Source organism: Enterobacter cloacae complex sp. Mu1197, assembly GCF_040059225.1.
In the GTDB taxonomy this organism is placed as follows: Bacteria; Pseudomonadota; Gammaproteobacteria; order Enterobacterales; family Enterobacteriaceae; genus Enterobacter; species Enterobacter quasiroggenkampii.
On record NZ_CP157375.1, the window covers coordinates 423,196 to 448,525 of the forward strand.

The 25,330-nt window shown below is 56.8% G+C and carries 20 protein-coding genes and 3 tRNA genes; 18 read left to right on the top strand and 5 right to left on the bottom strand.

All coding sequences use genetic code 11. From position 1 onward, the window contains the following. Positions 1-18: 18 nt before the first annotated feature. The 3 genes from mscM to rsgA form a co-directional block, all read right to left on the bottom strand. Complete coding sequence (gene mscM, locus ABFV38_RS01980; protein ID WP_045909543.1) at positions 19-3,342, bottom strand: miniconductance mechanosensitive channel MscM; 3,324 nt, start codon at positions 3,340-3,342, stop codon at positions 19-21. 19 nt (positions 3,343-3,361) lie between these two features. Further along, complete coding sequence (asd, locus tag ABFV38_RS01985; protein ID WP_023293460.1) at positions 3,362-4,330, bottom strand: archaetidylserine decarboxylase; 969 nt, start codon at positions 4,328-4,330, stop codon at positions 3,362-3,364. Between the two features lie 97 nt (positions 4,331-4,427). Further along, on the bottom strand, positions 4,428-5,480 hold the full coding sequence (gene rsgA / locus ABFV38_RS01990; protein WP_008502927.1) for a small ribosomal subunit biogenesis GTPase RsgA: 1,053 nt from the start codon (positions 5,478-5,480) through the stop codon (positions 4,428-4,430). A 107-nt stretch (positions 5,481-5,587) separates the two neighbouring features. On the opposite strand from rsgA, the gene orn reads away from it, so the two are divergent. The 4 genes from orn to ABFV38_RS02010 all read left to right on the top strand — a co-directional run bounded on the left by orn (position 5,588) and on the right by ABFV38_RS02010 (position 6,629). Beyond that, the gene (gene orn, locus ABFV38_RS01995; protein WP_008502926.1) at positions 5,588-6,133 is read left to right on the top strand and encodes an oligoribonuclease; all 546 of its coding nucleotides are present in this window, start codon (positions 5,588-5,590) and stop codon (positions 6,131-6,133) included. A gap of 196 nt (positions 6,134-6,329) precedes the next feature. Continuing rightward, positions 6,330-6,405, top strand: a tRNA-Gly gene (locus ABFV38_RS02000). A 36-nt stretch (positions 6,406-6,441) separates the two neighbouring features. Continuing rightward, positions 6,442-6,517, top strand: a tRNA-Gly gene (locus ABFV38_RS02005). A 36-nt stretch (positions 6,518-6,553) separates the two neighbouring features. Beyond that, positions 6,554-6,629: transfer RNA gene (locus ABFV38_RS02010), tRNA-Gly, on the top strand. Between the two features lie 270 nt (positions 6,630-6,899). Here the strand turns inward: ABFV38_RS02010 and queG are convergent. Then, entirely contained in the window at positions 6,900-8,039 is a 1,140-nt protein-coding gene (gene queG, locus ABFV38_RS02015) for a tRNA epoxyqueuosine(34) reductase QueG (protein ID WP_348958312.1), read from the bottom strand. Between queG and nnr the strand changes: the two genes are divergently transcribed. The 14 genes from nnr (at position 8,038) to rlmB (ending at position 23,812) form a co-directional block, all read left to right on the top strand. After that, entirely contained in the window at positions 8,038-9,561 is a 1,524-nt protein-coding gene (nnr, locus tag ABFV38_RS02020) for a bifunctional ADP-dependent NAD(P)H-hydrate dehydratase/NAD(P)H-hydrate epimerase (protein WP_348958314.1), read from the top strand. The genes queG and nnr overlap by 2 nt on opposite strands. Continuing rightward, entirely contained in the window at positions 9,554-10,015 is a 462-nt protein-coding gene (gene tsaE, locus ABFV38_RS02025) for a tRNA (adenosine(37)-N6)-threonylcarbamoyltransferase complex ATPase subunit type 1 TsaE (protein WP_013095283.1), read from the top strand. Before nnr ends, tsaE begins: the two co-directional genes overlap by 8 nt. Positions 10,016-10,031: 16 nt before the next feature. Beyond that, a complete protein-coding gene (gene amiB / locus ABFV38_RS02030) occupies positions 10,032-11,372 on the top strand; it encodes an N-acetylmuramoyl-L-alanine amidase AmiB (protein WP_063622713.1) in 1,341 nt (446 codons plus the stop codon). Positions 11,373-11,381: 9 nt separating this feature from the next. After that, positions 11,382-13,226, top strand: coding sequence for a DNA mismatch repair endonuclease MutL (gene mutL / locus ABFV38_RS02035; RefSeq protein WP_348958316.1), 1,845 nt, complete (start codon positions 11,382-11,384; stop codon positions 13,224-13,226). Next, a complete protein-coding gene (miaA, locus tag ABFV38_RS02040; RefSeq protein WP_047073328.1) occupies positions 13,219-14,169 on the top strand; it encodes a tRNA (adenosine(37)-N6)-dimethylallyltransferase MiaA in 951 nt (316 codons plus the stop codon). Before mutL ends, miaA begins: the two co-directional genes overlap by 8 nt. Positions 14,170-14,254: 85 nt before the next feature. Then, positions 14,255-14,566: an RNA chaperone Hfq gene (hfq, locus tag ABFV38_RS02045; RefSeq protein ID WP_008502919.1), complete on the top strand. Its 312-nt coding sequence runs from the start codon at positions 14,255-14,257 to the stop codon at positions 14,564-14,566. 74 nt (positions 14,567-14,640) lie between these two features. After that, positions 14,641-15,921 carry a ribosome rescue GTPase HflX gene (hflX, locus tag ABFV38_RS02050; protein WP_023310136.1) on the top strand — a complete coding sequence of 427 codons (1,281 nt, stop codon included), beginning with the start codon at positions 14,641-14,643 and terminating at the stop codon, positions 15,919-15,921. Positions 15,922-15,977: 56 nt separating this feature from the next. Beyond that, complete coding sequence (gene hflK / locus ABFV38_RS02055; RefSeq protein ID WP_045907965.1) at positions 15,978-17,237, top strand: FtsH protease activity modulator HflK; 1,260 nt, start codon at positions 15,978-15,980, stop codon at positions 17,235-17,237. 2 nt (positions 17,238-17,239) lie between these two features. Further along, entirely contained in the window at positions 17,240-18,244 is a 1,005-nt protein-coding gene (hflC, locus tag ABFV38_RS02060; protein ID WP_008502916.1) for a protease modulator HflC, read from the top strand. Between the two features lie 71 nt (positions 18,245-18,315). After that, the gene (locus tag ABFV38_RS02065) at positions 18,316-18,513 is read left to right on the top strand and encodes a DUF2065 domain-containing protein (protein WP_003855996.1); all 198 of its coding nucleotides are present in this window, start codon (positions 18,316-18,318) and stop codon (positions 18,511-18,513) included. 104 nt (positions 18,514-18,617) lie between these two features. After that, positions 18,618-19,916: an adenylosuccinate synthase gene (locus ABFV38_RS02070; RefSeq protein ID WP_006178975.1), complete on the top strand. Its 1,299-nt coding sequence runs from the start codon at positions 18,618-18,620 to the stop codon at positions 19,914-19,916. Between the two features lie 192 nt (positions 19,917-20,108). Beyond that, on the top strand, positions 20,109-20,534 hold the full coding sequence (gene nsrR, locus ABFV38_RS02075) for a nitric oxide-sensing transcriptional repressor NsrR (protein WP_010427492.1): 426 nt from the start codon (positions 20,109-20,111) through the stop codon (positions 20,532-20,534). Between the two features lie 38 nt (positions 20,535-20,572). Beyond that, positions 20,573-23,014: a ribonuclease R gene (gene rnr / locus ABFV38_RS02080; RefSeq protein ID WP_048027861.1), complete on the top strand. Its 2,442-nt coding sequence runs from the start codon at positions 20,573-20,575 to the stop codon at positions 23,012-23,014. Positions 23,015-23,080: 66 nt separating this feature from the next. Then, entirely contained in the window at positions 23,081-23,812 is a 732-nt protein-coding gene (gene rlmB / locus ABFV38_RS02085) for a 23S rRNA (guanosine(2251)-2'-O)-methyltransferase RlmB (protein WP_111967108.1), read from the top strand. Positions 23,813-23,894: 82 nt separating this feature from the next. Here the strand turns inward: rlmB and ABFV38_RS02090 are convergent, their stop codons facing one another. Further along, positions 23,895-25,169: an MFS transporter gene (locus tag ABFV38_RS02090; RefSeq protein WP_235403277.1), complete on the bottom strand. Its 1,275-nt coding sequence runs from the start codon at positions 25,167-25,169 to the stop codon at positions 23,895-23,897. Positions 25,170-25,330 lie beyond the last annotated feature (161 nt).

Below are 25,330 nucleotides of genomic sequence, written 5' to 3' on the forward strand. Positions count from 1 at the left end.
AAAGGGAGGGGAGACGCGTTACAGACTGCCCGCCGGGCGCGTACGCGCCGCTGACGTCAGCGTTCTTCCCGTTTTACGCCCGTCCAGGCTTTCCAGACGCATCTGGAACGGTGGGAACGGCATATCAATACCGTGCTCGCGGAAGCCCGCCAGAATCAGCTGGTGGATCTCATGGCGCAGCGGCATACGGTGGCCCATTTCGGCGGCGTAGATACGCAGCTCGAAAATCTGAATCCCCTGCTGTAAATCCACAAGGAAGACTTCCGGCGCCGGGTTGTCGATCACCAGCGAGCAGCGCTCCGCGGCGGTGTAGAGGATCTGGGTGACCTCTTCGCTGTTAGCATCCGACGGTGCCGGTACCGTCAGCACCACACGGGTAACGGAGTCTGACAGCGACCAGTTGATGAACTGCTCGGTAATAAACGCCTTGTTTGGCACGATGATCTCTTTCCGATCCCAGTCGCTGATCGTCGTCGCACGGGTGTTGATCTTCGTGATGCTGCCGGTCAGATCGCGGATCGTGACGGTATCGCCAATACGGATCGGTTTTTCGAACAGAATGATCAGACCAGAGATGAAGTTGGCGAAGATCTCCTGTAAACCAAAACCTAACCCGACGCCGAGCGCTGCGACGAGCCACTGGAGCTTCGACCACTCAATGCCGATCATCGAGAAGCCAACCAGTCCACCAAACAGCATGATCAGATACTTGGTAATGGTCGTGATCGCATAGCCCGTACCCGGCGTTAAATCCAGATGCTGCAGCAGCGCCAGCTCCAGCAGCGCCGGGAAGTTGCGCACCAGCTGGGTGGTGATGATCAGCACCAGAATGGCAATCAGCACTGCCCCCAGGGTGATCGGCTCCAGGCTTTCAACGCCCTGCACCGTGGAGGTCACATCCCACAGCGAGATGTTCTCCAGGAAGCCAAATGCGGAGTGGATCTCCGACCACAGGAAGATGACCGACAGGAGTGCAATCAGCATCAGTATAGAGCGAACCAGACGCAGGGACTGGGTACTGATGGCATCCAGATCCAGCTCGACCTCATCCGCCTCCGTCGTGCCTTCCGTACTGTTGACGTGGTTTGGCTCTTCCTCACCCCGCGCGCGCTGGGCGAGGATCTCCGCCCGGCGATGCTTGGCACGATCAAACGCCAGACGGCGGCGCTGAATCAGCATCCAGCGGCGGATCACGTGATACACCACCAGCAGCAGGAACCAGATGGCCACAGAGGTTTCCAGACGCGCCAACAGCGCCTGCGACGTCGCCAGGTAACCCACCGCGGCTGCCAGCATCGCAATCAACGGTGCGCTGAGCAGCAGGTTCCAGAGCAGCCGGTTGAACATATTGTCGCCGCTGCCGGTTTTATCCAGATAGAGCGGAATACCCGCGCGTTTCAGGCTGAGCGTGACGATGGCCAGCGCTCCACATATCAGCATAAAGCAGAGGCGGCCCAGCGAGCCTGAGAATTCGCGGTCGTTGAGATTATCGAACATGATCAGCGCCATAATCAGCGGCACAATCAGCCCGATGCTCATCAGATAGTAACGCATGGCGCGCGCCACGCGATTACGCGGCCAGCCAAAGTGGGCGATAAACAGGCCATTGGGTCGCGCAAAGGTGGCGCAAATCATCACCACCCACAGCAGCGGTACCGTGGCGGTGACGCCATCGCCAATCGCTACCGCGAGCGGATAGGGCCAGGCTTCCCGCAGGCCATAGCCCAGCGTCATCCACAGCACCGGCAGCGGGGAGGCGACAAGAATCGACCAGAATACGGTGCGCAACGTCAGCCAGAAGTGATCCTGGGTAACCTTCCCCACCCGGGAGCTGGAACGCTCAAGGAAGCGGGTGAAATGTCTGCGCGAGTAAATGCTGAAGCCCACCAGAATCAACGCCCCCAGCAGCGGGAAAATGGTCTCTTTGCTGGTGAGCATCATCACGCTGGCCTGTCCCAGCTGGCTGAAGGTATCCAGCGAAATCAGACGGCGCAGATCCTGGACAATCTCAATTGGCCACGAGAAGGTCATCGGACGCACGTCTGACGTCCAGAAGAGATAACGGTGCGTCGCCTCGTTCACCTCTTTCAGCGCATCTTCCAGCTGGCTGTTGGACACCTTTAGCTTGGTCAGCTCCAGAATCAGCGTATCCCCGCCCTGGAGCAGAGAGTTCAGCAGTTCACGCTGGGTACGCATTTGGGCTTCCAGAATGCGGTTTTGCTCGCTGGTCAGAGGCTGTCCGTCAGCCTGACGGATCTGGCGGATTTGCGGCTGTTTGTTGAGAAGATCTTCAAAATGCAGGCGCTGAACGCGCAGCTGGGCCATTTCGGTATCCAGCTGCTGCGGCTTGGGCATTTCCGGCAGCCGCGCGACCTGGGCGCGCAGCGCTTCGCCCAGCAGGTTTGACGATCCGAGCCACTGGGACTGCTCGCGCAGGGTGTTAAGCGCCTGGCGAACCTGAAGGGTTTGATTGGTGGCCTGACGCTGCTGCGAGGCCACCAGATCCATACGCTGCGCCTGTTGGTTCAGCGCGGCCGAAAGCTCACGGTTGACCTTAAACTGCTGGACGATGCCGGCAGGCAGGTTATCGCTGTTTTCTGCCAGCAGCTCGGTACTTTCCAGCGCGCGCTCCGCTTCACGCTGGCGCTGGCTGTTGAGCTGGTTGCGCAGGGCCTGAAGATACGCGTCCAGCTGCTCGCTCTGCTTCTGAGCGAGTTCTGAGCGCATCCGCGACAGCTCCTGGCGGTTATTGGCGGAAAGCTGCGCCAGCTCAAGCTCATCGACAAGGGCCTTCAGGCGAGCCGATTCTGCCTGCAGGCCCAGATTTTGGGCCTGTGCCTGCGGCGTATTGCCGTTTTGCGTACCCACGCGGCGCTCAACTTCATTAAGCTGGCGACGGGCGTCGGTTTGCTGCTGCGGAAGCTGGCTGAGAGAGTCGGCAATTTCGCGCGCTCGCTCCTGCTCCTGCTGAGCAAGGCGGCTCTTTTCCAGAAGCTGGCTGCTGACCTGCAGGATCTCCTGGTTCAGCGCGTCGGAGGTCATGCCTGCCGGCACATCGCGCGGTTCGTCACGCAAGTTATTAAGCTGCGCGCGCAGTGTCTGCGAGAGTTTGGGGAAGTTGTCGATAACCTGCTGATACTGCTGAGCGCGCTCAAGAGAGCCTTTCCGCTCCTCAAGCGCGTTCAGTGCGGACTGGAGCGACTCGACGGTCTCTGGCTGAGCGGGTTTGGCCGCTTTTGCCTGCTCCAGTTCCTGGGTTATCTGTTTGGCGTCGGGGGCTGTCGCTGCGTACGCCCCCATGCTGAGGCACCAGGCCATCAGTAGAACGATAATCGGGCGCACGTCAGCGATCCTTCTGTTGTTAGCCTTCGTCTTTTTTGTCGTCAACCAGCGGGCTGGCGTCGTGCTCGGCCTGGATCTCTTCCTGTGACAGCGGAGCCGGTTCTGCCTCTGGCGTCACGAAGGTTTCAGTAGAGACCGCCAGCGGCTGGCCCAGCTTTGTCACCGACAGGCTTTCAAGCTGTTCAGCCAGCTTCACTTTGCCCGGCGCAAACAGGTTGATCACGGTGGAGCCCAGCTTAAAGCGACCCATTTCCTGGCCTTTCAGCAGGGCCACAGAGCCTTCCGCTTCACCGGCAGGCCAGGTCCAGCGTTTGATCACGCCTTCGCGCGGTGGGGTAATGGTGCCAGCCCAGACGGTTTCGATGCTGCCGACGATGGTCGCACCGACCAGAATCTGGGCCATAGGGCCGAATTCAGTATCAAACAGGCAGATGACGCGCTCGTTACGGGCAAACAGGTTTGGCACGTTCTGCGCGGTGAGGTGGTTCACGGAGAACAGATCGCCCGGGACGTAAATCATTTCACGCAGGATGCCGTTACACGGCATGTGCACGCGGTGGTAGTCGCGCGGTGACAGATAGGTGGTGGCAAAGGTACCGTTGCGGAACAGATCCGCCATCAGGTAGTTACCCGCCAGCAGCGCTTCCAGGCTGTAGTTATGGCCCTTCGCCTGCAGAATTTTGTCGTCTTCGATGTTACCCAACTGACTGATCACGCCATCTGCCGGCATCACCAGGACGTTAGGGTCGGTGTTCACCGGGCGCACGTCGTCACGCAGCGGGCGCACGAAGAATTCGTTGAAGGTGCGGTAGCTGGCGGTATCCGGCTTCTGCGCCTCTTTCATATCGACCTTGTAATATTTTACGAAAAGGTCGATGACCAGTTTGGTCAGCCAGCCTGCGCGTTTGCTCGCGCCCCAGCCCGCCAGGCGAGTGAGCCACAGTTTTGGCAGAATGTATTGAAGCGAAAGTTTAAATGCGTTTAACAAGGTAGCCTCCAGGCCATTGTTTTGTCGTTCCTGATCCGGCGTTAAGCCGCCGGAACCTGAAAAAAGGGGACGATTTTAGCGATGCTTAGCTTAGTTGTCAGTTATCAGAATCAGAAAAGTTTTTACGCGTTTTTACCTGATCCATGCTCTCAAGAATACGGTGGTAATTCTCGAAGCGGGTCTCCGCAATTTCGCCTTTCTCAACCGCTTCACGGATAGCGCAGCCTGGGTCGTTATCGTGTTTACAGTCGCGGTACTTGCAAGCGCCTAAATAATCATGGAATTCGACAAATCCGTTAAAGATTTGTTCCGGCTCCAGGTGCCATAAACCGAACTCTCGCACGCCCGGGGAGTCGATGACATCGCCCCCATGCGGGAAGTGATACAGGCGTGACGCGGTGGTGGTGTGCTGGCCCAGGCCCGAGACATCAGAGACATCGTTGGTGAGGATCTCTTGTTGCAGGCCAAGCAGGTTGTTCAGCAGGCTCGATTTGCCCACGCCAGACTGGCCCGCAAAGATGCTGATGCGATCGGTAAGCGCCTCTTCCAGCGGTTTCAGGCCATCTTTGGTGTAGCTGGAGACCATCAGGACGCGGTAGCCAATCTTGCGATAGATATCCATCTGCTCATTGACGAAGGCCATTCCGTCGTCGTCCAGCAGATCGATTTTGTTCAGCACGATAATCGGCTCAACCTGCAGCGTTTCGCAGGCGACGAGGTATCGGTCGATAATATTGAGCGACAGTTCGGGCAAAATCGCCGATACGATAACAATCTGGTTAATGTTGGCGGCAATCGGTTTGACCCCGTCGTAGAAATCGGGACGGGTTAACACAGACGTACGCTCATGGACCGCTTCAACGATACCTTTTACCGTCACGCCTTCCGCCGCCTCTTTCCCCGGCCGCCAGACGACGCGGTCGCCGGTCACCAGAGAACGAATGGTCCGGCGGATGTTGCAGCGGTGAATCGCACCATCGGCGGATTCCACGTCAGCGTGCATACCGAAACGGCTGATGACTACGCCTTCCGTTGGGTCGCCAAACAGGTTGTCGTCGTAATCGACCTTCTCCGCAGTGGTTTTAAGACGGCGCTGGTGATTGGCATTCACGCGGCGCTGCTGCCCTTTGGAGAGTTTATTTTTACTCAATCGCACTGGCTCCTGGTCGCCCGTAGGGGGCAAAACCTCTATGATACACTCTAATTAATACTAGTTAACCTGCTACTGCCGGTTATGCGAGAAGGGTGGAAAATAACATGAGCGCGGATGAAAACAACCTGATTTGGATCGATCTCGAAATGACCGGGCTGGATCCCGAGCGCGATCGCATCATTGAAATTGCAACCCTGGTGACGGACGCCAACCTGAATATCCTGGCGGAAGGGCCAACGATAGCGGTGCATCAGTCCGATGACCAGCTGGCGTTGATGGATGAGTGGAACGTGCGTACCCACACCGGCAGTGGTCTGGTGGAGCGCGTGAAGGCGAGCACCATGGGTGACCGTGAGGCGGAGCTGGCGACGCTTGAGTTTCTGAAACAGTGGGTTCCGGCGGGCAAATCGCCTATCTGTGGGAATAGCATCGGCCAGGATCGTCGTTTCCTGTTTAAGTACATGCCGGAGCTGGAGTCTTACTTTCACTACCGCTATCTGGATGTCAGCACGCTGAAAGAGCTGGCGCGTCGCTGGAAGCCTGAAATCCTCGACGGCTTTAAAAAGCAGGGGACGCACCAGGCGATGGACGATATCCGAGAGTCCGTGGCGGAGCTTTCCTACTACCGCGAAAACTTTATTAAGCTGTGATTTTGAGATCCGGCGCCTTGCGTGGCCGGGTTTTTGTCGTTAAATTGTTCAGCTTGCCGATTAAATAAGCATTTGAACTGAATTTCGAAAAAATCGCTTTAAGGGGGGTTGCAGCTAAAAGGATTTCTCGTATAATGCGCCTCCCGTAACGACAGAGAATTACACGTTACGACAGCAACAAAAGCAGTGCAGATTTGCGGGAATAGCTCAGTTGGTAGAGCACGACCTTGCCAAGGTCGGGGTCGCGAGTTCGAGTCTCGTTTCCCGCTCCAAAATTTGAAAGTGCTTTCACAGCACAGACTGCCCAAGCGGGAATAGCTCAGTTGGTAGAGCACGACCTTGCCAAGGTCGGGGTCGCGAGTTCGAGTCTCGTTTCCCGCTCCAAAATTTGAAAGTGCTTCCACAGCACGGACCACCCAAGCGGGAATAGCTCAGTTGGTAGAGCACGACCTTGCCAAGGTCGGGGTCGCGAGTTCGAGTCTCGTTTCCCGCTCCAAATTCTTCTTCATCTCTAAAATATCCACAGCGAAAAGCGTCGCTGGGGACGTTTTCTATTGTCTCTGAAATACTCTTGTGAACAGAGTTATCCACAGAAACTGCGCTTAACCGAAACAGGGTTAAAACTTAGCAGGGTGAATAATATCTTCATAATACACTGTATTTTAAGTATAAAATTTGATTTCAAAATGTTATTGAGATCACTTGACCTCATCTCCAGCCCAGATGGCGCTTGAGTTTGTAATTTTATTCACAGGCTGTGAATAGTTCAGGCATCCCGCGGAAGCCCTCTCTCAATCACCCTCACCAGACGCTGTTTCTTCGGTAGCTGCACCTCGACCACGCAGGCATTACGCTTCTCTATCTGCTGCGCAATCGCCCATTCTATGTGTTCATCAAGAAGTGGGTGCTCACCTCGACGGCTTTCAAGCGCCCGAATGTTGGCTTCATCCCACGGGGCATTCCCCAGCGCGACGGCGACATTTCGCAGCCAGCGCAGATGGCCGATACGGCGAATAGCCGAACCCTCCGTCACTTTCAGGAACCAGGCCTCGGACCAGGCGAACAGCTCAATGAGTGGCGGGGCATGGAGCGCCTTACGCGGGTTGAAATCCTCTTCGTCAGTAAGCTGCGAATAGCGGTTCCATGGGCAGATGAGCTGGCAATCATCGCAGCCGTAGATGCGGTTGCCGATAAGCGGTCGGAATTCCTCTGGAATGGCCCCTTCCAGTTCGATAGTCAGGTAGGAGATACAGCGGCGCGCATCAACGGTGTAGGGCTCAACGATGGCGCCGGTAGGGCAGATGGTCATACAGGCCACGCAGCGGCCACAGCCTTCCTCTACCGGGCCGTCTACCGGCAGCGGTAAATCGATCAGCAGTTCACCGAGGAAGAAGAACGATCCGGCGTCGCGGCTAAGGATAAGTGAGTGCTTACCTGTCCAGCCAAGCCCGGCTTTTTCGGCGATCGGACGCTCAAGAATAGGCGCGGAATCGACAAAGGGTCTAAAATTCAGCGAAACACAGTGCTGCTGAATAGTTTCCCCGAGTTTTTTTAAACGGTTACGCAGAAGCTTATGGTAATCACGTCCCAGGGCGTACCGGCTAACGTAACCCAGCGAGGGGTCTTTTAGCGTGCGCGCAAAGGCCGCGTTGGCGGGCAGATAATTCATGCGCACGCTGATGACGCGTAATGTGCCCGGCAAAAGCTCGTGTGGACGGGCGCGCATCATGCCATGACGCGCCATCCACTCCATTTCGCCGTGGTATTGTTTATCCAGCCAGGCCTGCAGTTTCGGCTCGCTGGCGGAAAGGTCGGTATCGGTAATGCCCACCTTCTGGAAGCCAAGCTCAGCACCCCACTGTTTTATTTTTTGCGCTAATTCATTGAGATCGAGGGGCTGTGACATGACGGACCATACGGTGAAGAAAAACCCCGCAAGTATACCACATTCCATCTGGCATGCGGATGACCTCCGGCGCGCCGAAAAAGAGGCCGCAGACAGCCTCGGGATTACCCTGTATGAACTGATGCTGCGCGCGGGTGAGGCGGCGTTTGACGTTGCCCGAAGCGCCTTCCCGCAGGCGGCTCACTGGCTAATTCTGTGCGGGCACGGCAACAACGGCGGTGATGGCTACGTCGTTGCCCGTCTCGCGGTGGCTGCGGGTATCCGCGTGACCTTGCTGGCTCTCGAAAGTGATAAACCGCTGCCGGAAGAGGCCAGCGCGGCGCGGGAGGCATGGCTGAACGCAGGCGGTGTGATTCATGCGCCTGATATCGTCTGGCCAGAGGATGTTGATCTGATTGTTGACGGGCTGCTGGGCACCGGGCTGCGCAGCGCGCCGCGCGAAAACGTTGCCGCGCTTATTGAACACGCTAACAGACATTCCGCGCCGGTAGTCGCCCTGGATATTCCCTCTGGCCTGATGGCACAAACCGGCGCGACGCCGGGGGCGGTGATTCAGGCGGCACATACGGTGACCTTCATCGCCCTCAAGCCGGGGTTACTGACCGGCAAAGCGCGGGATGTCGTCGGCGTGCTGCACCACAGTGCGCTGGGACTGGAGAGCTGGCTCGCCGGGCAGGACATGCGCATCGCGCGTTTTGATGCATCGCAGCTTGCTGAATGGCTCCCGCCGCGCCGGCCGACGTCCCATAAGGGCGATCACGGCAGGCTGGTCATTGTGGGCGGCGACCACGGTACGGCAGGTGCGATTCGCATGACCGGTGAAGCTGCCCTGCGCAGCGGCGCCGGATTAGTGCGAGTGCTCACTCGCATTGAGAATATTGCGCCAATCATCACCGCCCGACCGGAGCTGATGGTCCATGAGCTTACGCTTCAGACGTTAGAGGAAAGTCTCGAATGGGCGGATGTGGTGGTGATCGGTCCCGGGCTTGGACAGCAGGCGTGGGGTAAACAGGCCCTGCAAAAGGTCGAGAATTTTCGCAAACCGATGCTGTGGGATGCCGACGCGCTTAACCTTCTGGCAATAAACCCGGATAAGCGTCACAATCGCATTCTGACGCCACACCCTGGCGAAGCCGCGCGGCTGCTTAACTGCAGCGTGGCAGAAATTGAAAGCGATCGCTTACTTTCTGCTCAGCGTCTGGTAAAACGTTACGGAGGTGTTGCTGTTTTAAAAGGGGCAGGAACCGTTGTCGCCTGTGACGAGACGCAGGGGATTATTGATGCCGGAAATGCGGGCATGGCGAGCGGCGGCATGGGCGATGTGCTTTCCGGCATCATCGGCGCATTGCTTGGACAGAAACTTCCCCTTTATGATGCAGCCTGCGCGGGCTGCGTGGCCCACGGCGTTGCGGCAGATAAACTGGCCGCGCGTTACGGTACACGCGGTATGCTGGCCACCGATCTCTTTTGCACGCTGCGGCGTGTTGTTAACCCGGATGTGATTGACGTAGAAAATGACTAATCGAGCGATTCCTTTACCTGATGAACAAGCCACTTTAGAACTCGGCAAGCGCGTGGCGCAGGCCTGTCAGGGGGCAACCGTCATTTATCTGTATGGTGATTTAGGTGCGGGTAAAACCACCTTCAGCCGGGGTTTTTTGCAGGCGTTAGGGCATAACGGGAATGTGAAAAGCCCAACCTACACGCTGGTAGAACCGTACACCCTTGAAAATCTCATGGTGTACCACTTCGATTTATACCGCCTTGCGGATCCTGAGGAGCTGGAATTTATGGGGATCCGTGATTATTTTGCCAATGATGCCATCTGCCTGGTGGAGTGGCCGCAACAAGGTGCGGGTGTGCTGCCTGACCCGGATGTCGAAATTCACTTAGATTACCAGGCACAAGGGCGTGAGGCACGCATCAGTGCTGTTTCCTCATCAGGCAGTTCCTTACTGGCGCGACTGGCCGGTTAAGCGTAGGGATGACGGGATGATAAATCGCGTTAAAGGTTGGTTGTTGGCTGCCACCGTGCTGCTGTGCGCGCAGGCCGGGGCGGCAAACCTCTCAGATATTCAGGTATCGAACGGCGAAAGCCAGGCCCGGATCACGTTCAGCTTTATGGGCGATCCTGAGTATGCGTTTTCACAGCCAGACAGCCACAGCGTGGCGCTGGATATCAAACAGACAGGCGTGATCCAGGGACTCCCGCTGCAGTTCAGCGGCAACAACCTGGTGAAAAGTATCCGTTCGGGTACGCCGCAGGATAGCCAGTCGTTACGCCTGGTGGTCGATCTGACCGAAAAGGGCAAAACGAAGGCGGTGAAGCAGCAAAACGGGGCGAACTATACGGTGGTCTTTACCATCAATGCTGATGTCCCGCCACCGCCTCCACCGCCGCCGGTCGTTGCGAAACGCGTCGAAGAACCGGTGTATACGCCGCGTCCTGCTGAACCTGCGCGTAATCCGTTTAAATCGCAGAACGATCGCATCACTGCGGCAACCAGCAGCAATACGGTAACGCGTCCGGCAGCGAGTGCGCGCCGTGCAGCGACCAGCGGTGACAAAGTGATTATCGCCATCGATGCGGGTCACGGTGGACAGGACCCGGGTGCGATTGGCCCGGGGGGAACGCAAGAGAAAAATGTCACCATCGCCATTGCCCGTAAGCTGCGTGCGCTGCTCAACGACGACCCTATGTTCAAAGGCGTGTTGACCCGCGACGGGGATTACTTCATTTCGGTGATGGGGCGTTCGGACGTTGCACGTAAGCAGAATGCGAACTTCCTGGTCTCCATCCACGCGGATGCTGCGCCAAACCGTAACGCGACCGGCGCCTCGGTATGGGTACTCTCGAACCGTCGCGCCAACAGCGAAATGGCCAACTGGCTGGAAGAGCATGAGAAGCAGTCCGAACTGTTGGGCGGCGCGGGCGATGTGCTGGCAAACAGCCAGTCAGACCCGTATCTCAGCCAGGCGGTGCTGGATTTACAATTCGGTCATTCTCAGCGCGTCGGGTATGATGTCGCCACTAACGTATTGAACCAGCTGCAAAGTATTGGCGTGCTGCATAAGCGTCGTCCTGAACATGCCAGCCTCGGCGTTCTGCGCTCGCCAGATATCCCGTCCATCCTTGTAGAGACGGGCTTTATCAGTAACAACGGTGAAGAGCGTCTGCTGGGAAGCGACAGCTATCAGCAGCAAATTGCCGAAGCGATTTATAACGGTCTGCGTAAATACTTTGATGCCCATCCGCTGCAGTCTGCGCCACAGAGTGGCGCAGGCCAGACGGCCAGCGCAGCGCTGCCGGGTGAGATGACCGCGACCAACTAAGGAGAATTCATGCCGATTCAGGTTCTGCCGCCGCAGCTTGCGAACCAAATCGCCGCCGGTGAGGTGGTGGAACGCCCTGCGTCGGTCGTGAAGGAGCTGGTGGAAAACAGCCTCGATGCGGGCGCGACCCGTATTGATATTGATATCGAGCGCGGTGGCGCGAAGCTCATCCGCATTCGCGATAACGGCTGTGGCATAAAAAAAGAGGAGCTGGCGCTGGCGCTGGCCCGTCACGCCACCAGTAAAATTGCTTCTCTGGATGACCTGGAAGCGATTATTAGCCTCGGCTTTCGCGGTGAAGCGCTGGCCAGTATCAGCTCGGTTTCGCGCTTAACGCTGACCTCCCGTACCGCCGAACAGCAGGAAGCCTGGCAGGCTTACGCCGAAGGGCGCGATATGGATGTAACGGTCAAACCCGCGGCGCACCCTGTCGGCACGACGCTTGAAGTATTAGATCTCTTCTACAACACCCCCGCCCGACGCAAGTTCATGCGTACCGAGAAGACCGAATTCGGACACATCGACGAGATCATCCGCCGTATCGCGCTGGCGCGTTTCGATGTCACCATCAACCTCAGCCACAACGGCAAGGTGATGCGCCAGTATCGCGCGGTGGCGGAAGGTGGACAGAAAGAGCGACGGCTGGGCGCCATCTGCGGGACCCCGTTTCTGGAACAGGCGCTGGCCATTGAGTGGCAGCACGGCGATCTGGCGCTGCGCGGCTGGGTAGCCGATCCGAACGCGAGCAGCGCTGCGTTTGCGGAGATCCAGTATTGCTACGTCAACGGCCGCATGATGCGCGACCGTCTCATCAATCACGCCATTCGCCAGGCCTGCGAAGACAAGCTCGGGGCCGATCAGCAGCCTGCTTTCGTGCTTTATCTGGACATCGACCCGCATCAGGTGGATGTGAACGTCCATCCTGCCAAGCACGAAGTGCGGTTCCACCAGTCGCGACTGGTGCATGATTTTATCTATCAGGGCGTGCTGAGCGTGCTGCAGCAGCAGGTTGAAACGTCGTTGCCGCTGGAACACGCAGAACCGGCGCCACGCCCAATCCCGGAAAACCGCGTCGCGGCGGGCCGCAACCATTTTGCGGAGCCCGCCGTCGCGCGTGAACCGGAAGCGCCGCGCTTTTCCTCCGCCGGGGGCGCACCGCGTCCAACGGGTGCCAATTACCCGAATGTCCAGCCTGGCTATCAAAAGCAGCAGGGCGCGTTGTACCGCAAACTGCTGGAAACGCCAGCCGTGGAGCGTAAAACATCTATTCCGGCGCCTCAGCCTTCTCTTGACGGCCACAGCCAGAGTTTTGGTCGTGTGCTGACGATCATCGCGCCGGATATGGCGCTGCTGGAGCGTGAAGGTAAATTGGTGCTTCTGGCACTGCCGGTGGCCGAACGCTGGCTCAAACAGGTGCAGCTCACGCCGGGCGAAAATGCCGCCTGTGCGCAGCCGCTGTTAATTCCGGTTCGCCTGAAAATATCCCCTGATGAAACAAGGGTATTGCAGCGCGCCGAGGCGCAGCTGGCGCAGATGGGGATTGAAACTGTGCTCGAACCGCAACATGTGACAATTCGTGCAGTGCCTTTACCCTTACGCCAACAAAATTTACAAAACTTGATTCCTGAACTGATAGGCTACCTGGCGCAGCAAACAGCGTTTGATGCCGCTAACACCGCGCAGTGGATCGCCCGTCATCTGGCAAGCGAACACACGCCGTGGAGTATGGCACAGGCCATTAGCGTGCTGGCGGAGGTGGAACGTCTCTGTCCGCATCTGGTGAAAACGCCGCCGGGTGGATTATTACAACCTGTTGATTTACAAACGGCGATGAACGCCCTGAAACATGATTGATGTAAGTAAGGCGAGCCTGCCTAAGGCAATTTTTTTAATGGGCCCAACGGCCTCCGGCAAAACGGCACTCGCCATTGAGTTGCGTAAAGTTTTGCCTGTAGAGTTGATTAGCGTCGACTCCGCCCTCATTTATCGGGGGATGGACATCGGCACGGCGAAGCCTGACGCAGAAGAGCTGCGTGCGGCACCGCACCGTTTGCTGGATATACTCGACCCGGCTCAGGCTTACTCCGCAGCGGATTTTCGCCGGGATGCCTTAGCCGAGATGGCCGAGATAACGGCGGCGGGGCGTATACCGCTGTTGGTTGGCGGAACCATGCTCTACTTCAAGGCGCTGCTGGAGGGGTTATCACCTCTGCCATCCGCGGACCCGGAAGTAAGAGCGAAAATTGAGCAGCAGGCGGCAGAGCAGGGTTGGGACGTTTTGCATCAGCAACTGGCGGAGATTGATCCGGTTGCCGCAGCACGGATCCATCCAAATGATCCGCAAAGGCTTTCCCGGGCACTGGAAGTTTTTTTCATTTCGGGTAAAACTTTAACGGAACTGACGCAAACGTCAGGAGACGCTCTGCCGTATCAGGTGCATCAGTTCGCCATCGCCCCGGCGAGCCGTGAACTGCTCCATCAGCGAATTGAGCAGCGTTTTCATCAGATGTTAGCTTCAGATTTTGAAGCAGAAGTGCGGGCGTTATTTGCCCGTGGAGATTTGCATACGGACATGCCTTCCATTCGTTGTGTGGGATACCGCCAGATGTGGTCGTATCTTGAAGGTGAGATTTCATACGATGAAATGGTTTATCGAGGTGTTTGCGCCACGAGACAGTTAGCGAAGCGCCAGATCACCTGGTTGCGCGGTTGGGAAGGGGTTCACTGGTTAGACAGTGAAAAACCACAACAGGCGTTAAACGACGTGATTGAGGTTGTTGGTGATATCGCTCACTGAATGTGTACAATTGAGACGTATCGTGCGCAATTTTTCAGAATCGCAAGGTTCTAAGTACAAAACAAGCATATAAGGAAAAGATAGAATGGCTAAGGGGCAATCTTTACAAGATCCGTTCCTGAACGCATTGCGTCGGGAACGTGTTCCAGTTTCTATTTATTTGGTGAATGGTATTAAGCTGCAAGGTCAGATTGAGTCTTTCGATCAGTTCGTGATTCTGTTGAAAAACACGGTCAGTCAGATGGTCTACAAGCACGCTATTTCTACTGTTGTTCCGTCCCGTCCGGTATCTCATCACAGCAATAACGCTGGCGGCGGCACAGGTAGTAACTACCATCATGGCAGCAACGCGCAGGGTTCTTCAACGCCAGCGCAGGACAGCGACGAGACCGAATAAGGTTTCGCACTGTTATCCACACGGGGAGCCAGGGATCCTGCGTTCCCCGCTGATCTTTTTAGAGAGGTTTACGCTTGTTTGACCGTTATGATGCCGGTGAGCAGGCGGTGCTGGTACACATCTATTTTTCGCAAGACAAAGATATGGAAGACCTCCAGGAGTTTGAATCTCTGGTCTCTTCCGCCGGTGTCGAAGCAATGCAGGTGATTACCGGTAGCCGTAAAGCGCCGCACCCAAAGTATTTTGTTGGTGAAGGTAAAGCAGTCGAAATTGCGGATGCCGTAAAAGCAACCGGCGCGTCAGTCGTGTTGTTTGATCATGCGCTGTCTCCAGCCCAGGAGCGCAACCTGGAAGCTCTCTGCGAATGCCGTGTTATCGATCGCACGGGATTGATTTTAGACATTTTTGCTCAGCGTGCACGTACCCACGAAGGGAAACTGCAGGTTGAGCTGGCGCAGCTGCGCCATCTGGCAACGCGTCTGGTGCGTGGCTGGACCCACCTTGAAAGACAAAAAGGCGGGATTGGTTTGCGCGGCCCGGGTGAAACCCAGCTCGAAACCGACCGTCGTTTGCTGCGTGGCCGAATTACCCAGATCCTCTCACGTCTGGAAAGGGTTGAGAAACAGCGTGAGCAGGGGCGTCGGGCACGAACCAAAGCCGACATCCCGACGGTGTCGCTGGTGGGGTATACCAACGCCGGTAAATCCACCCTGTTTAACCAGATAACCGAGGCCCAGGTTTATGCCGCAGACCAGCTGTTTGCGACCTTGGACCCTACGCTGCGCCGTATTGACGTCGCAGACGTCGGTGAAACGGTGCTGGCGGATACCGTAGGGTTTATCCGTCACCTGCCGCATGACCTGGTGGCGGCATTCAAGGCCACCCTGCAGGAGACGCGACAGGCGACGCTGCTGCTGCACGTGATTGATGCGGCAGACGTGCGCGTGCAGGAGAACATCGACGCGGTAAACGTGGTGCTCGAAGAGATCGACGCCCACGAAATTCCCACGCTGTTGGTCATGAACAAGATCGATATGCTGGACGATTTCGAACCGCGTATCGACAGAGATGAAGAGAACAAACCGATTCGGGTCTGGCTTTCTGCCCAGACCGGTATTGGTGTGCCACTGCTTTTCCAGGCTTTGACAGAACGTCTTTCCGGTGAGGTAGCTCAGCACACGCTGCGACTGCCGCCACAGGAAGGCAGGCTGCGTAGCCGGTTTTATCAGCTTCAGGCGATAGAAAAAGAGTGGATGGAGGATGACGGCAGCGTGGGGATGCAGGTGCGTATGCCGATCGTTGACTGGCGTCGCCTCTGTAAACAAGAACCTGCGCTGGTCGACTATATCGTCTGATCAGAAAGGGGATGCCTGAATAATTCGCCCTTGCATAACAAATATGGAGCATATACATGGCGTGGAATCAGCCCGGTAATAACGGACAGGACCGCGACCCGTGGGGAAGCAGCAATAATCAAGGCGGCAACTCTGGGGGAAATGGCAACAAAGGTGGTCGCGAGCAGGGGCCGCCGGATCTGGATGATATCTTCCGCAAGCTGAGCAAAAAGCTTGGTGGTCTTGGCGGAGGTAAAGGTTCTGGCTCAGGTGGAAATTCCACCCAGGGGCCGCGCCCGCAAATGGGTGGCCGCGTAGTGGGTATTGTTGCCGCTGCAGTGGTAATCATCTGGGCTGCTACCGGGTTCTACACCATTAAAGAAGCGGAACGCGGTGTGGTGACCCGCTTCGGTAAGTTCAGCCATCTGGTTGAGCCGGGCCTGAACTGGAAACCGACCTTCATTGACGACGTGACTGCGGTCAACGTGGAATCCGTTCGTGAACTGGCCGCCTCTGGCGTGATGCTGACCTCTGACGAAAACGTCGTGCGCGTTGAGATGAACGTGCAGTACCGCGTGACCGATCCTGAGCGTTATCTGTTTAGCGTGACCAGCGCCGATGACAGCCTGCGTCAGGCGACCGACAGCGCCCTGCGTGGTGTGATCGGTAAATACACCATGGACCGCATTCTGACCGAAGGTCGTACCGTTATTCGTAGCGATACCCAGCGTGAGCTGGAAGAGACCATTCGTCCGTACAACATGGGTATTACCCTGCTGGACGTCAACTTCCAGGCTGCCCGTCCGCCGGAAGAGGTAAAAGCGGCCTTTGACGATGCGATTGCTGCACGAGAAAACGAACAGCAGTACATCCGTGAAGCAGAAGCTTACACCAACGAAGTTCAGCCGCGTGCTAACGGTCAGGCGCAGCGTATTCTGGAAGAAGCGCGTGCGTATAAGACCCAGACCATCCTGGAAGCACAGGGTGAAGTGGCTCGCTTTGCGAAGATCCTGCCTGAATATAAAGCGGCGCCGGAAATTACCCGTGAGCGTCTCTATATCGAGACCATGGAAAAAGTGCTGAGCCACACCCGCAAAGTGTTGGTTAACGACAGTAAAGGCGGAAACCTGATGGTGCTGCCGCTGGATCAGATGCTGAAAGGCGGTTCTGCTCCGGCAGCAAAAGACAACAGCGGTGCGAACAACCTGCTGCGTCTGCCGCCATCCTCAACGGGCAGCGCCAGCACGAACACAACGCCTTCTTCGAACGATGGTGACATTATGGACCAACGCCGTGCTAACGCGCAGCGTAACGACTACCAGCGTCAGGGGGAATAAGGATGCGTAAGTCAGTTATTGCGATCATCGTCATCGTACTGGTCGTGCTTTATACCTCGATCTTTGTGGTGAAAGAGGGCGAGCGTGGGATTAAGTTCCAGTTCAGCAGCGTCGTGCGTGATGGCGACAAACGTCCGGTCATTTACGAACCGGGCCTGCACTTCAAGGTGCCGTTCATTCAGTCTGTGAAAACGCTGGATGCGCGTATCCAGACCATGGATAACCAGGCCGACCGTTTCGTGACCAAAGAGAAGAAAGACCTGATCGTTGATTCCTATATCAAATGGCGCATCAGTGATTTCAGCCGTTACTTCCTGGCAACGGGCGGCGGTGACGTTTCTCAGGCGGAAGTGCTGCTGAAACGTAAGTTCTCTGACCGTCTGCGTTCCGAGATTGGTCGTCTGGATGTGAAAGACATCGTGACCGACTCCCGTGGCCGTCTGACCCTGGAAGTTCGCGATGCGCTGAACTCCGGCACCGCGGGCACTGAAGATGAAGTTTCAACGCCAGCAGCTGATGATGCAATTGCTAAAGCGGCTGAACGCGTTCAGGCAGAAACCAACGGTAAAGTGCCGGTGATCAACCCGAACAGTATGGCTGCGCTGGGTATCGAAGTGGTGGACGTGCGTATCAAGCAGATCAACCTGCCGGTGGAAGTGTCCGAGGCGATTTACAACCGTATGCGCGCCGAGCGTGAAGCGGTCGCCCGTCGTCACCGTTCACAGGGCCAGGAAGAGGCGGAGAAGCTGCGTGCTGCTGCGGACTACGAAGTGGCCAAGACGCTGGCGGAATCTGAGCGCCAGGGCCGTATCCTGCGCGGTGAAGGTGATGCGGAAGCCGCGAAACTCTTTGCTGATGCCTTCAGCCAGGATCCTGACTTCTATGCCTTTATCCGTAGCCTGCGTGCTTACGAGAATAGCTTCCAGAGCAACCAGGATGTGATGGTGCTCAGCCCGGACAGCGATTTCTTCCGTTATATGAAGACGCCGACTAACGCAACGCGATAAACTCAGGCTCGTTTGAGTATTCAAACCACCGCTCCCCACGGAGCGGTGGTTTTCTTTTATAAGGAACAAAAATGAATTCAACGATCTGGCTCGCGCTGGCCCTGGTCCTGGTGCTGGAAGGTCTGGGACCGATGCTCTATCCACGCGCCTGGCGTCGAATGATCGCCACCATGAGCCAACTGCCGGATAATATTTTACGTCGTTTTGGCGGCGGTCTTGTGGTTGCGGGTATCGTGATCTACTACATGTTGAGGAAAACGATTGGCTGATCAAAAAGTAGGCGCAATCGGCGTATTTTGAGGTCAAAAAGTGCTGTATATCTGAAAAAGCGATGGTAGAATCCATTTTTAAGCAAACGGTGATTTTGAAAAAAATGGGTAACAACGTCGTCGTACTGGGCACCCAATGGGGTGACGAAGGTAAAGGGAAGATTGTTGATCTTCTGACTGAACGGGCTAAATATGTTGTGCGCTACCAGGGCGGTCACAACGCAGGCCATACTCTCGTAATCAACGGTGAAAAAACCGTCCTCCATCTTATTCCATCAGGCATTCTTCGCGAAAACGTCACCAGCATCATCGGTAACGGCGTTGTGCTGTCTCCAGCGGCGCTGATGAAAGAGATGAAAGGACTGGAAGACCGTGGTATCCCTGTTCGTGAGCGTCTGCTGCTCTCCGAAGCCTGCCCGCTGATCCTGGATTATCACGTGGCGCTGGACGTTGCGCGTGAAAAAGCGCGTGGCGCGAAAGCGATCGGCACCACCGGTCGTGGTATCGGCCCGGCTTACGAAGATAAAGTTGCACGTCGCGGTCTGCGCGTGGGCGATCTCTTCGACAAAGCGACCTTCGCTGAAAAGCTGAAAGAAGTGATGGAATATCACAACTTCCAGCTGGTGAACTTCTACAAAGCTGACGCTGTTGACTACCAGAAAGTGCTGGATGACGTCATGGCGATTGCAGACATTCTGACCGGTATGGTTGTTGATGTATCCGATCTGCTGGACCAGGCGCGCAAGCGTGGCGATTTCGTCATGTTCGAAGGTGCGCAAGGTACGCTGCTGGACATCGACCACGGTACCTATCCGTACGTCACCTCCTCTAACACCACCGCAGGTGGCGTGGCGACCGGCTCTGGCCTGGGTCCACGTTATGTGGATTACGTTCTGGGTATCATCAAAGCGTACTCCACTCGCGTGGGTGCCGGTCCATTCCCGACCGAACTGTTTGATGAAACCGGCGAGTTCCTGTGCAAGCAGGGTAACGAGTTTGGCGCGACCACCGGTCGTCGTCGTCGTACCGGCTGGCTGGATGCGGTCGCCGTGCGTCGTGCAGTGCAGATCAACTCCCTGTCTGGCTTCTGCCTGACCAAGCTGGACGTACTGGACGGCCTGAAAGAAGTGAAAATCTGCGTAGGCTACCGTATGCCAGATGGCCGCGAAGTGACCACCACTCCGCTGGCTGCTGACGACTGGGAAGGCATTGAGCCAATCTACGAAACCATGCCGGGCTGGTCTGAGACCACTTTCGGTGTGAAAGAGCGTAGCGGCCTGCCGCAGGCGGCGCTGGATTACATCAAGCGTATTGAAGAACTGACCGAAGTGCCGATCGATATTATTTCTACCGGCCCGGATCGTACTGAAACGATGATCCTGCGCGACCCGTTCGACGCATAATCTTCGTGACTGCTGGCCTGCGGGGAGACCCGTAGGCCGGATAAGCGTAGCGCCATCCGGCGACCGCTCCTGGATCTCCGCTTTTTCGCCCCGTCTGTCAAATAAATTAGCCGCTAACTATCTGGCTGGTTTATCATCATTAATGAATATCTCTGCGGTTTGTCCGCGATTTCCCTTTTTCCTGAGGTTGATGTGCAGTTAACAAGTTTCACCGATTACGGCTTACGCGCGCTGATCTACATGGCGTCGTTACCCGATGGGAAAATGACCAGTATCTCTGAAGTCACAGAGGTCTACGGCGTATCCCGTAATCATATGGTCAAAATAATCAATCAACTTAGTCGTGCCGGATACGTTGCTGCCGTCCGCGGGAAGAATGGTGGGATCCGTCTTGGTAAACCGGCACAGAGTATTCGTGTTGGCGATGTGGTACGTGAACTGGAGCCACTCTCTCTGGTGAACTGCAGCAGCGAGTTCTGCCACATCACGCCCGCTTGCCGCCTGAAACAGGCGCTTTCTAAGGCCGTGCAAAGTTTTCTCATGGAACTGGATAACTACACGCTGGCCGATTTGGTTGAAGAGAATCAACCGCTTTATAAATTATTGCTGGTGGAATGAAGAAAATTTCCACCGGAGCTGACAACGGAGGAACCGACATGTCACACGATCCTTTCCAGGAACGCGAAGCCGAAAAATACGCGAATCCTATCCCCAGCCGCGAGTTCATCATTGAACACTTAACAAAACGCGAAAAACCCGCCAATCGTGAAGAACTTGCTGTTGAATTAAACATTGAAGGTGAAGAGCAAATTGAAGCCCTTCGCCGCCGCCTGCGCGCGATGGAGCGTGACGGGCAACTGGTCTTTACCCGCCGCCAGTGCTACGCGCTGCCAGAACGCCTCGATCTGCTGAAAGGGACCGTCATTGGTCACCGCGATGGCTTCGGCTTCCTGCGCGTAGAAGGCCGTAAAGACGATCTGTATCTCTCATCTGAACAGATGAAAATGTGCATCCACGGCGACCAAATTCTGGCGCAGCCGCTGGGCGCCGACCGTAAAGGTCGCCGCGAAGCGCGCGTCGTGCGCGTTCTGGTGCCAAAAACCAGCCAGATTGTCGGCCGCTACTTTACCGACGCGGGCGTGGGGTTCGTGGTGCCGGACGACAGCCGTCTGAGCTTCGACATCCTGATCCCACCTGAAGAGGTGATGGGTGCCCGCATGGGCTTTGTGGTGGTAGTGGAACTCACCCAGCGCCCAACCCGTCGCACTAAAGCGGTAGGTAAAATCGTCGAAGTGCTGGGCGATAATATGGGCACCGGCATGGCCGTTGATATGGCGCTGCGCACCCACGAAATTCCGTACATCTGGCCGAAAGCGGTTGAAGAGCAGATCGAAAGCCTGCGTGAAGAAGTGCCGGAAGAGTCCAAAGTGGGCCGCGTGGATCTCCGCTCCCTGCCGCTGGTCACGATCGACGGTGAAGACGCCCGTGACTTTGATGACGCCGTCTACTGCGAGAAAAAACGCGGCGGCGGCTGGCGTCTGTGGGTAGCGATTGCAGACGTAAGCTACTATGTTCGTCCGCATACCCCGCTGGATAACGAAGCGCGCAGCCGCGGTACCTCGGTCTACTTCCCGTCGCAGGTTGTACCGATGCTGCCGGAAGTGCTCTCTAACGGTCTGTGCTCCCTGAACCCGCAGGTTGACCGCCTCTGTATGGTGTGTGAGATGACCATCTCCAACAAAGGGCGCTTAACCGGCTACAAGTTCTACGAAGCGGTGATGAGCTCGCATGCGCGTCTGACCTATACCAAGGTCTGGCATATGCTGCAGGGCGACCAGGATCTGCGCGAACAGTACGCGCCGCTGGTCAAACACATCGAAGAGCTGCATAACCTCTACAAAACGCTGGATCAGGCGCGCGAAGAGCGCGGTGGGATCTCTTTTGAGAGCGAAGAAGCGAAGTTTATCTTCAACGCCGAGCGCCGCATTGAGCGTATCGAACAGACCCAGCGTAACGATGCGCACAAGCTGATCGAAGAGTGTATGATTCTGGCGAACATCTCGGCGGCACGCTTCGTTGAGAAAGCCAAAGAACCGGCGCTGTTCCGTATTCACGATAAACCGTCGACGGAAGCCATCACCGCGTTCCGCTCCGTGCTGGCCGAACTGGGCCTGGAGCTGCCGGGCGGCAACAAGCCAGAGCCGCGCGATTACGCCGAGCTGCTGGAATCCATTAGCGATCGTCCTGATGCAGAAATGCTGCAGACGATGCTGCTGCGCTCAATGAAGCAGGCGATTTACGATCCGGAAAACCGCGGTCACTTCGGCCTGGCGTTGCAGTCTTACGCCCACTTTACGTCGCCGATCCGTCGTTACCCTGACCTCTCTCTGCACCGTGCGATCAAGTATCTGCTGGCGCAGGAGCAGGGACATAAAGGGAACACCACCGAAACCGGTGGCTACCACTATTCGATGGAAGAGATGCTGCAGCTGGGTCAGCACTGCTCCATGACCGAACGCCGTGCCGATGAGGCCACCCGCGACGTGGCGGACTGGCTGAAGTGTGACTTTATGCTGGACCAGGTCGGCAATGTCTTCAAAGGCGTGATTGCCAGCGTGACCGGCTTTGGTTTCTTCGTTCGTCTGGATGAGCTGTTTATCGACGGTCTGGTGCATGTCTCCAGCCTGGATAACGACTACTACCGCTTCGACCAGGTCGGCCAGCGTCTGATCGGCGAATCTGGCGGCCAGACCTATCGTCTGGGCGACCGCGTGGAAGTGAAGGTTGAGGCCGTGAATATGGACGACCGTAAAATCGACTTCAGCCTGATCTCCAGCGAGCGCGCCCCGCGTAACGTCGGTAAAACCGAGCGCGAAAGAGCGAAAAAAGGCGGAAATGGCAAAACGAGCGGCAAGCGCCGTCAGGCCGGTAAGAAGGTGAACTTCGAGCCGGACAGCGCGTTCCGCGGCGAGAAGAAGCAGAAGCCGAAGGCGGCGAAGAAAGAAGCCCGTTCAGCGAAGAAACCTTCCGCGAAGACACAGAAAATAGCGGCCGCCACCAAAGCGAAGCGCGCGGCTAAGAAAAAGCAGGCGGAGTAAATTCTCCCCTCACCCTGACCCTCTCCCCAACCGGGAGAGGGGAAATACTTATTACGAGAACCATCAATGAGTGAAATGATTTACGGCATCCACGCGGTGCAGGCCCTTCTCGAGCGCGCACCGGAGCGTTTTCAGGAAGTGTTTATTCTGAAAGGGCGTGAAGACAAACGTCTGATGCCGCTGATCCACGCTCTGGAAGCACAGGGCGTGGTGATCCAGCTGGCGAACCGCCAGTTCCTGGATGAAAAAAGTGACGGGGCGGTGCACCAGGGCATTATTGCTCGCGTGAAGCCGGGCCGTCAGTATCAGGAAAACGATCTGCCGGATCTTATCGCTGAGCTGGAGAATCCATTCTTCCTGATCCTCGATGGCGTTACCGATCCGCACAACCTCGGCGCGTGTCTGCGCAGCGCGGATGCGGCGGGCGTGCATGCGGTGATCGTGCCGAAAGATCGCTCCGCGCAGCTGAACGCGACGGCGAAGAAAGTGGCCTGCGGCGCGGCGGAAAACGTTCCGCTGATCCGCGTGACCAACCTGGCGCGCACCATGCGTCTGCTGCAGGAAGAGAACATCTGGATCGTCGGGACTGCCGGTGAAGCGGATCATACTCTGTACCAGAGCAAAATGACCGGCCGTCTGGCGCTGGTGATGGGGGCGGAAGGTGAAGGCATGCGTCGTCTGACCCGCGAGCACTGCGACGAGCTAATCAGCATCCCGATGGCGGGCAGCGTGTCCTCCCTGAACGTGTCTGTTGCGACGGGTATTTGCCTGTTTGAAGCGGTGCGTCAGCGTAGCTGATTTTCGCCCGGTGGCGCTTCGCTTACCGGGCCTACGGTTTTGTAGGCCGGGTCAGGCGAAGCCGCCACCCGGCAAAACAACCTCACTCCTCTAACGACCGCAGATGGTCATCCTTCCTCAGCGTCATTAATGCGAAAATACTCACCACCGCCGTTGCCATCACGTAGTACGCCGGAATATCCAGGTTACCCGTCTGCTTAATCAGCCCGGTAATAATTAACCCCGCACAGCCCGAGAAAATCGCGTTCGATAACGAGTAGGCCAGCCCCAGCCCGGTATAGCGTACGCGCGTCGGGAACATCTCAGAGAGCATCGCCGGGCCCGGCCCTGCCAGCATGCCCACCAGGCCGCCCGCAATCAATACCACTATCGCTTTCACCGCCAGCGTGCTGGACTCCGCCTGCAGAAGTTTCAGCAGCGGCAGGGCGAGGATCAGCAGCAGCGCGGTGGCGATAATCATCACCGTGCGACGCCCGATCCTATCGCTCAGGATCCCCGATGGAATGATGGTCAGCGCAAACCCAACGTTCGAAATCACCGCGATCAGCAGCGCCTGGTTAAACCCGGTGTGCAGTGCCGACTGCAGATAGGTCGGCATAATCACCAGGTAAGTGTACCCCGCCGCAGACCAGACCATCACGCGGCCAATCCCCATCACGATGGCCCGGAGCGTGGCGGCAATATCCGCCTGAGCGGCAGCCGGTTTATCCTGCTGCTGCACAAAGCTGGGTGTCTCTTCCATACTGACACGAAGCCACAGCGCAACAACGCCCATGGGCAGCGCCAGGAAGAAAGGAATGCGCCAGCCCCAATCGTGCAGGGCCTCAGGCGTGAGGAGGGCGGAGAGCAGCGCCACGATGCCTGCACCCGCTAACAGCCCCAGCGCCACGGTAAAGGACTGCCAGGCACCATAGAGCCCGCGCTTGCCGCGCGGAGCAAACTCCGTCATCAGCGAGACCGCACCGCCGTACTCGCCGCCCGCGAACAGCCCCTGCAGGATGCGAAGCAGCGTAACGATCAGCGGTGCGGCAATCCCGATGCTGGCGTAGACCGGCACAATGCCGATGGCGGCGGTAGCGAGCGTCATGAGCACCAGCACAATAATGAGCGTCGGCTTACGGCCAATTCGGTCGCCGATGCGTCCAAACACCACCGCACCCAGCGGACGGAAGAAGAAGGCGATGGCGAATGAGGCGTAGGTGAGGATCAGGCTGGTAAGCCCAGCTTCCCCTTCAAGCTGGAAGAAGTTCTTCGCAATGACGGTCGCCAGAAAACCGTAGACCGCAAACTCATACCACTCGATAAAGTTACCAATGGAGCCGGCAATTAATGCTCGCTTGTGCGCATCCGGTTGCATAACGATCCTCACTGAAAAGGGTAAGAATAAATTATTCAACAAAAGCGAAGTCATGAAATAGTTTATTCTTATATTCTGTGAGCTATTTCACGAATGATATCAGCGGGATCGTGAACGTGTGACTCCCCTCCCATGCAGCGTGTACGCGGTCTGTCCATACT

What these genes read in the sequence shown, in the direction of transcription:
- ABFV38_RS02090 (WP_235403277.1), bottom strand. Translation starts at nt 25,169, where the DNA reads ATGCAACCGGATGCGCACAAGCGAGCATTAATTGCCGGCTCCATTGGT.
- tsaE (WP_013095283.1), top strand. Translation starts at nt 9,554, where the DNA reads ATGACTAATCGAGCGATTCCTTTACCTGATGAACAAGCCACTTTAGAA.
- ABFV38_RS02065 (WP_003855996.1), top strand. Translation starts at nt 18,316, where the DNA reads ATGAATTCAACGATCTGGCTCGCGCTGGCCCTGGTCCTGGTGCTGGAA.
- mutL (WP_348958316.1), top strand. Translation starts at nt 11,382, where the DNA reads ATGCCGATTCAGGTTCTGCCGCCGCAGCTTGCGAACCAAATCGCCGCC.
- orn (WP_008502926.1), top strand. Translation starts at nt 5,588, where the DNA reads ATGAGCGCGGATGAAAACAACCTGATTTGGATCGATCTCGAAATGACC.
- queG (WP_348958312.1), bottom strand. Translation starts at nt 8,039, where the DNA reads ATGTCACAGCCCCTCGATCTCAATGAATTAGCGCAAAAAATAAAACAG.
- ABFV38_RS02070 (WP_006178975.1), top strand. Translation starts at nt 18,618, where the DNA reads ATGGGTAACAACGTCGTCGTACTGGGCACCCAATGGGGTGACGAAGGT.
- amiB (WP_063622713.1), top strand. Translation starts at nt 10,032, where the DNA reads ATGATAAATCGCGTTAAAGGTTGGTTGTTGGCTGCCACCGTGCTGCTG.
- nnr (WP_348958314.1), top strand. Translation starts at nt 8,038, where the DNA reads ATGACGGACCATACGGTGAAGAAAAACCCCGCAAGTATACCACATTCC.
- rlmB (WP_111967108.1), top strand. Translation starts at nt 23,081, where the DNA reads ATGAGTGAAATGATTTACGGCATCCACGCGGTGCAGGCCCTTCTCGAG.
- rnr (WP_048027861.1), top strand. Translation starts at nt 20,573, where the DNA reads ATGTCACACGATCCTTTCCAGGAACGCGAAGCCGAAAAATACGCGAAT.
- miaA (WP_047073328.1), top strand. Translation starts at nt 13,219, where the DNA reads ATGATTGATGTAAGTAAGGCGAGCCTGCCTAAGGCAATTTTTTTAATG.
- hflC (WP_008502916.1), top strand. Translation starts at nt 17,240, where the DNA reads ATGCGTAAGTCAGTTATTGCGATCATCGTCATCGTACTGGTCGTGCTT.
- hflK (WP_045907965.1), top strand. Translation starts at nt 15,978, where the DNA reads ATGGCGTGGAATCAGCCCGGTAATAACGGACAGGACCGCGACCCGTGG.
- hfq (WP_008502919.1), top strand. Translation starts at nt 14,255, where the DNA reads ATGGCTAAGGGGCAATCTTTACAAGATCCGTTCCTGAACGCATTGCGT.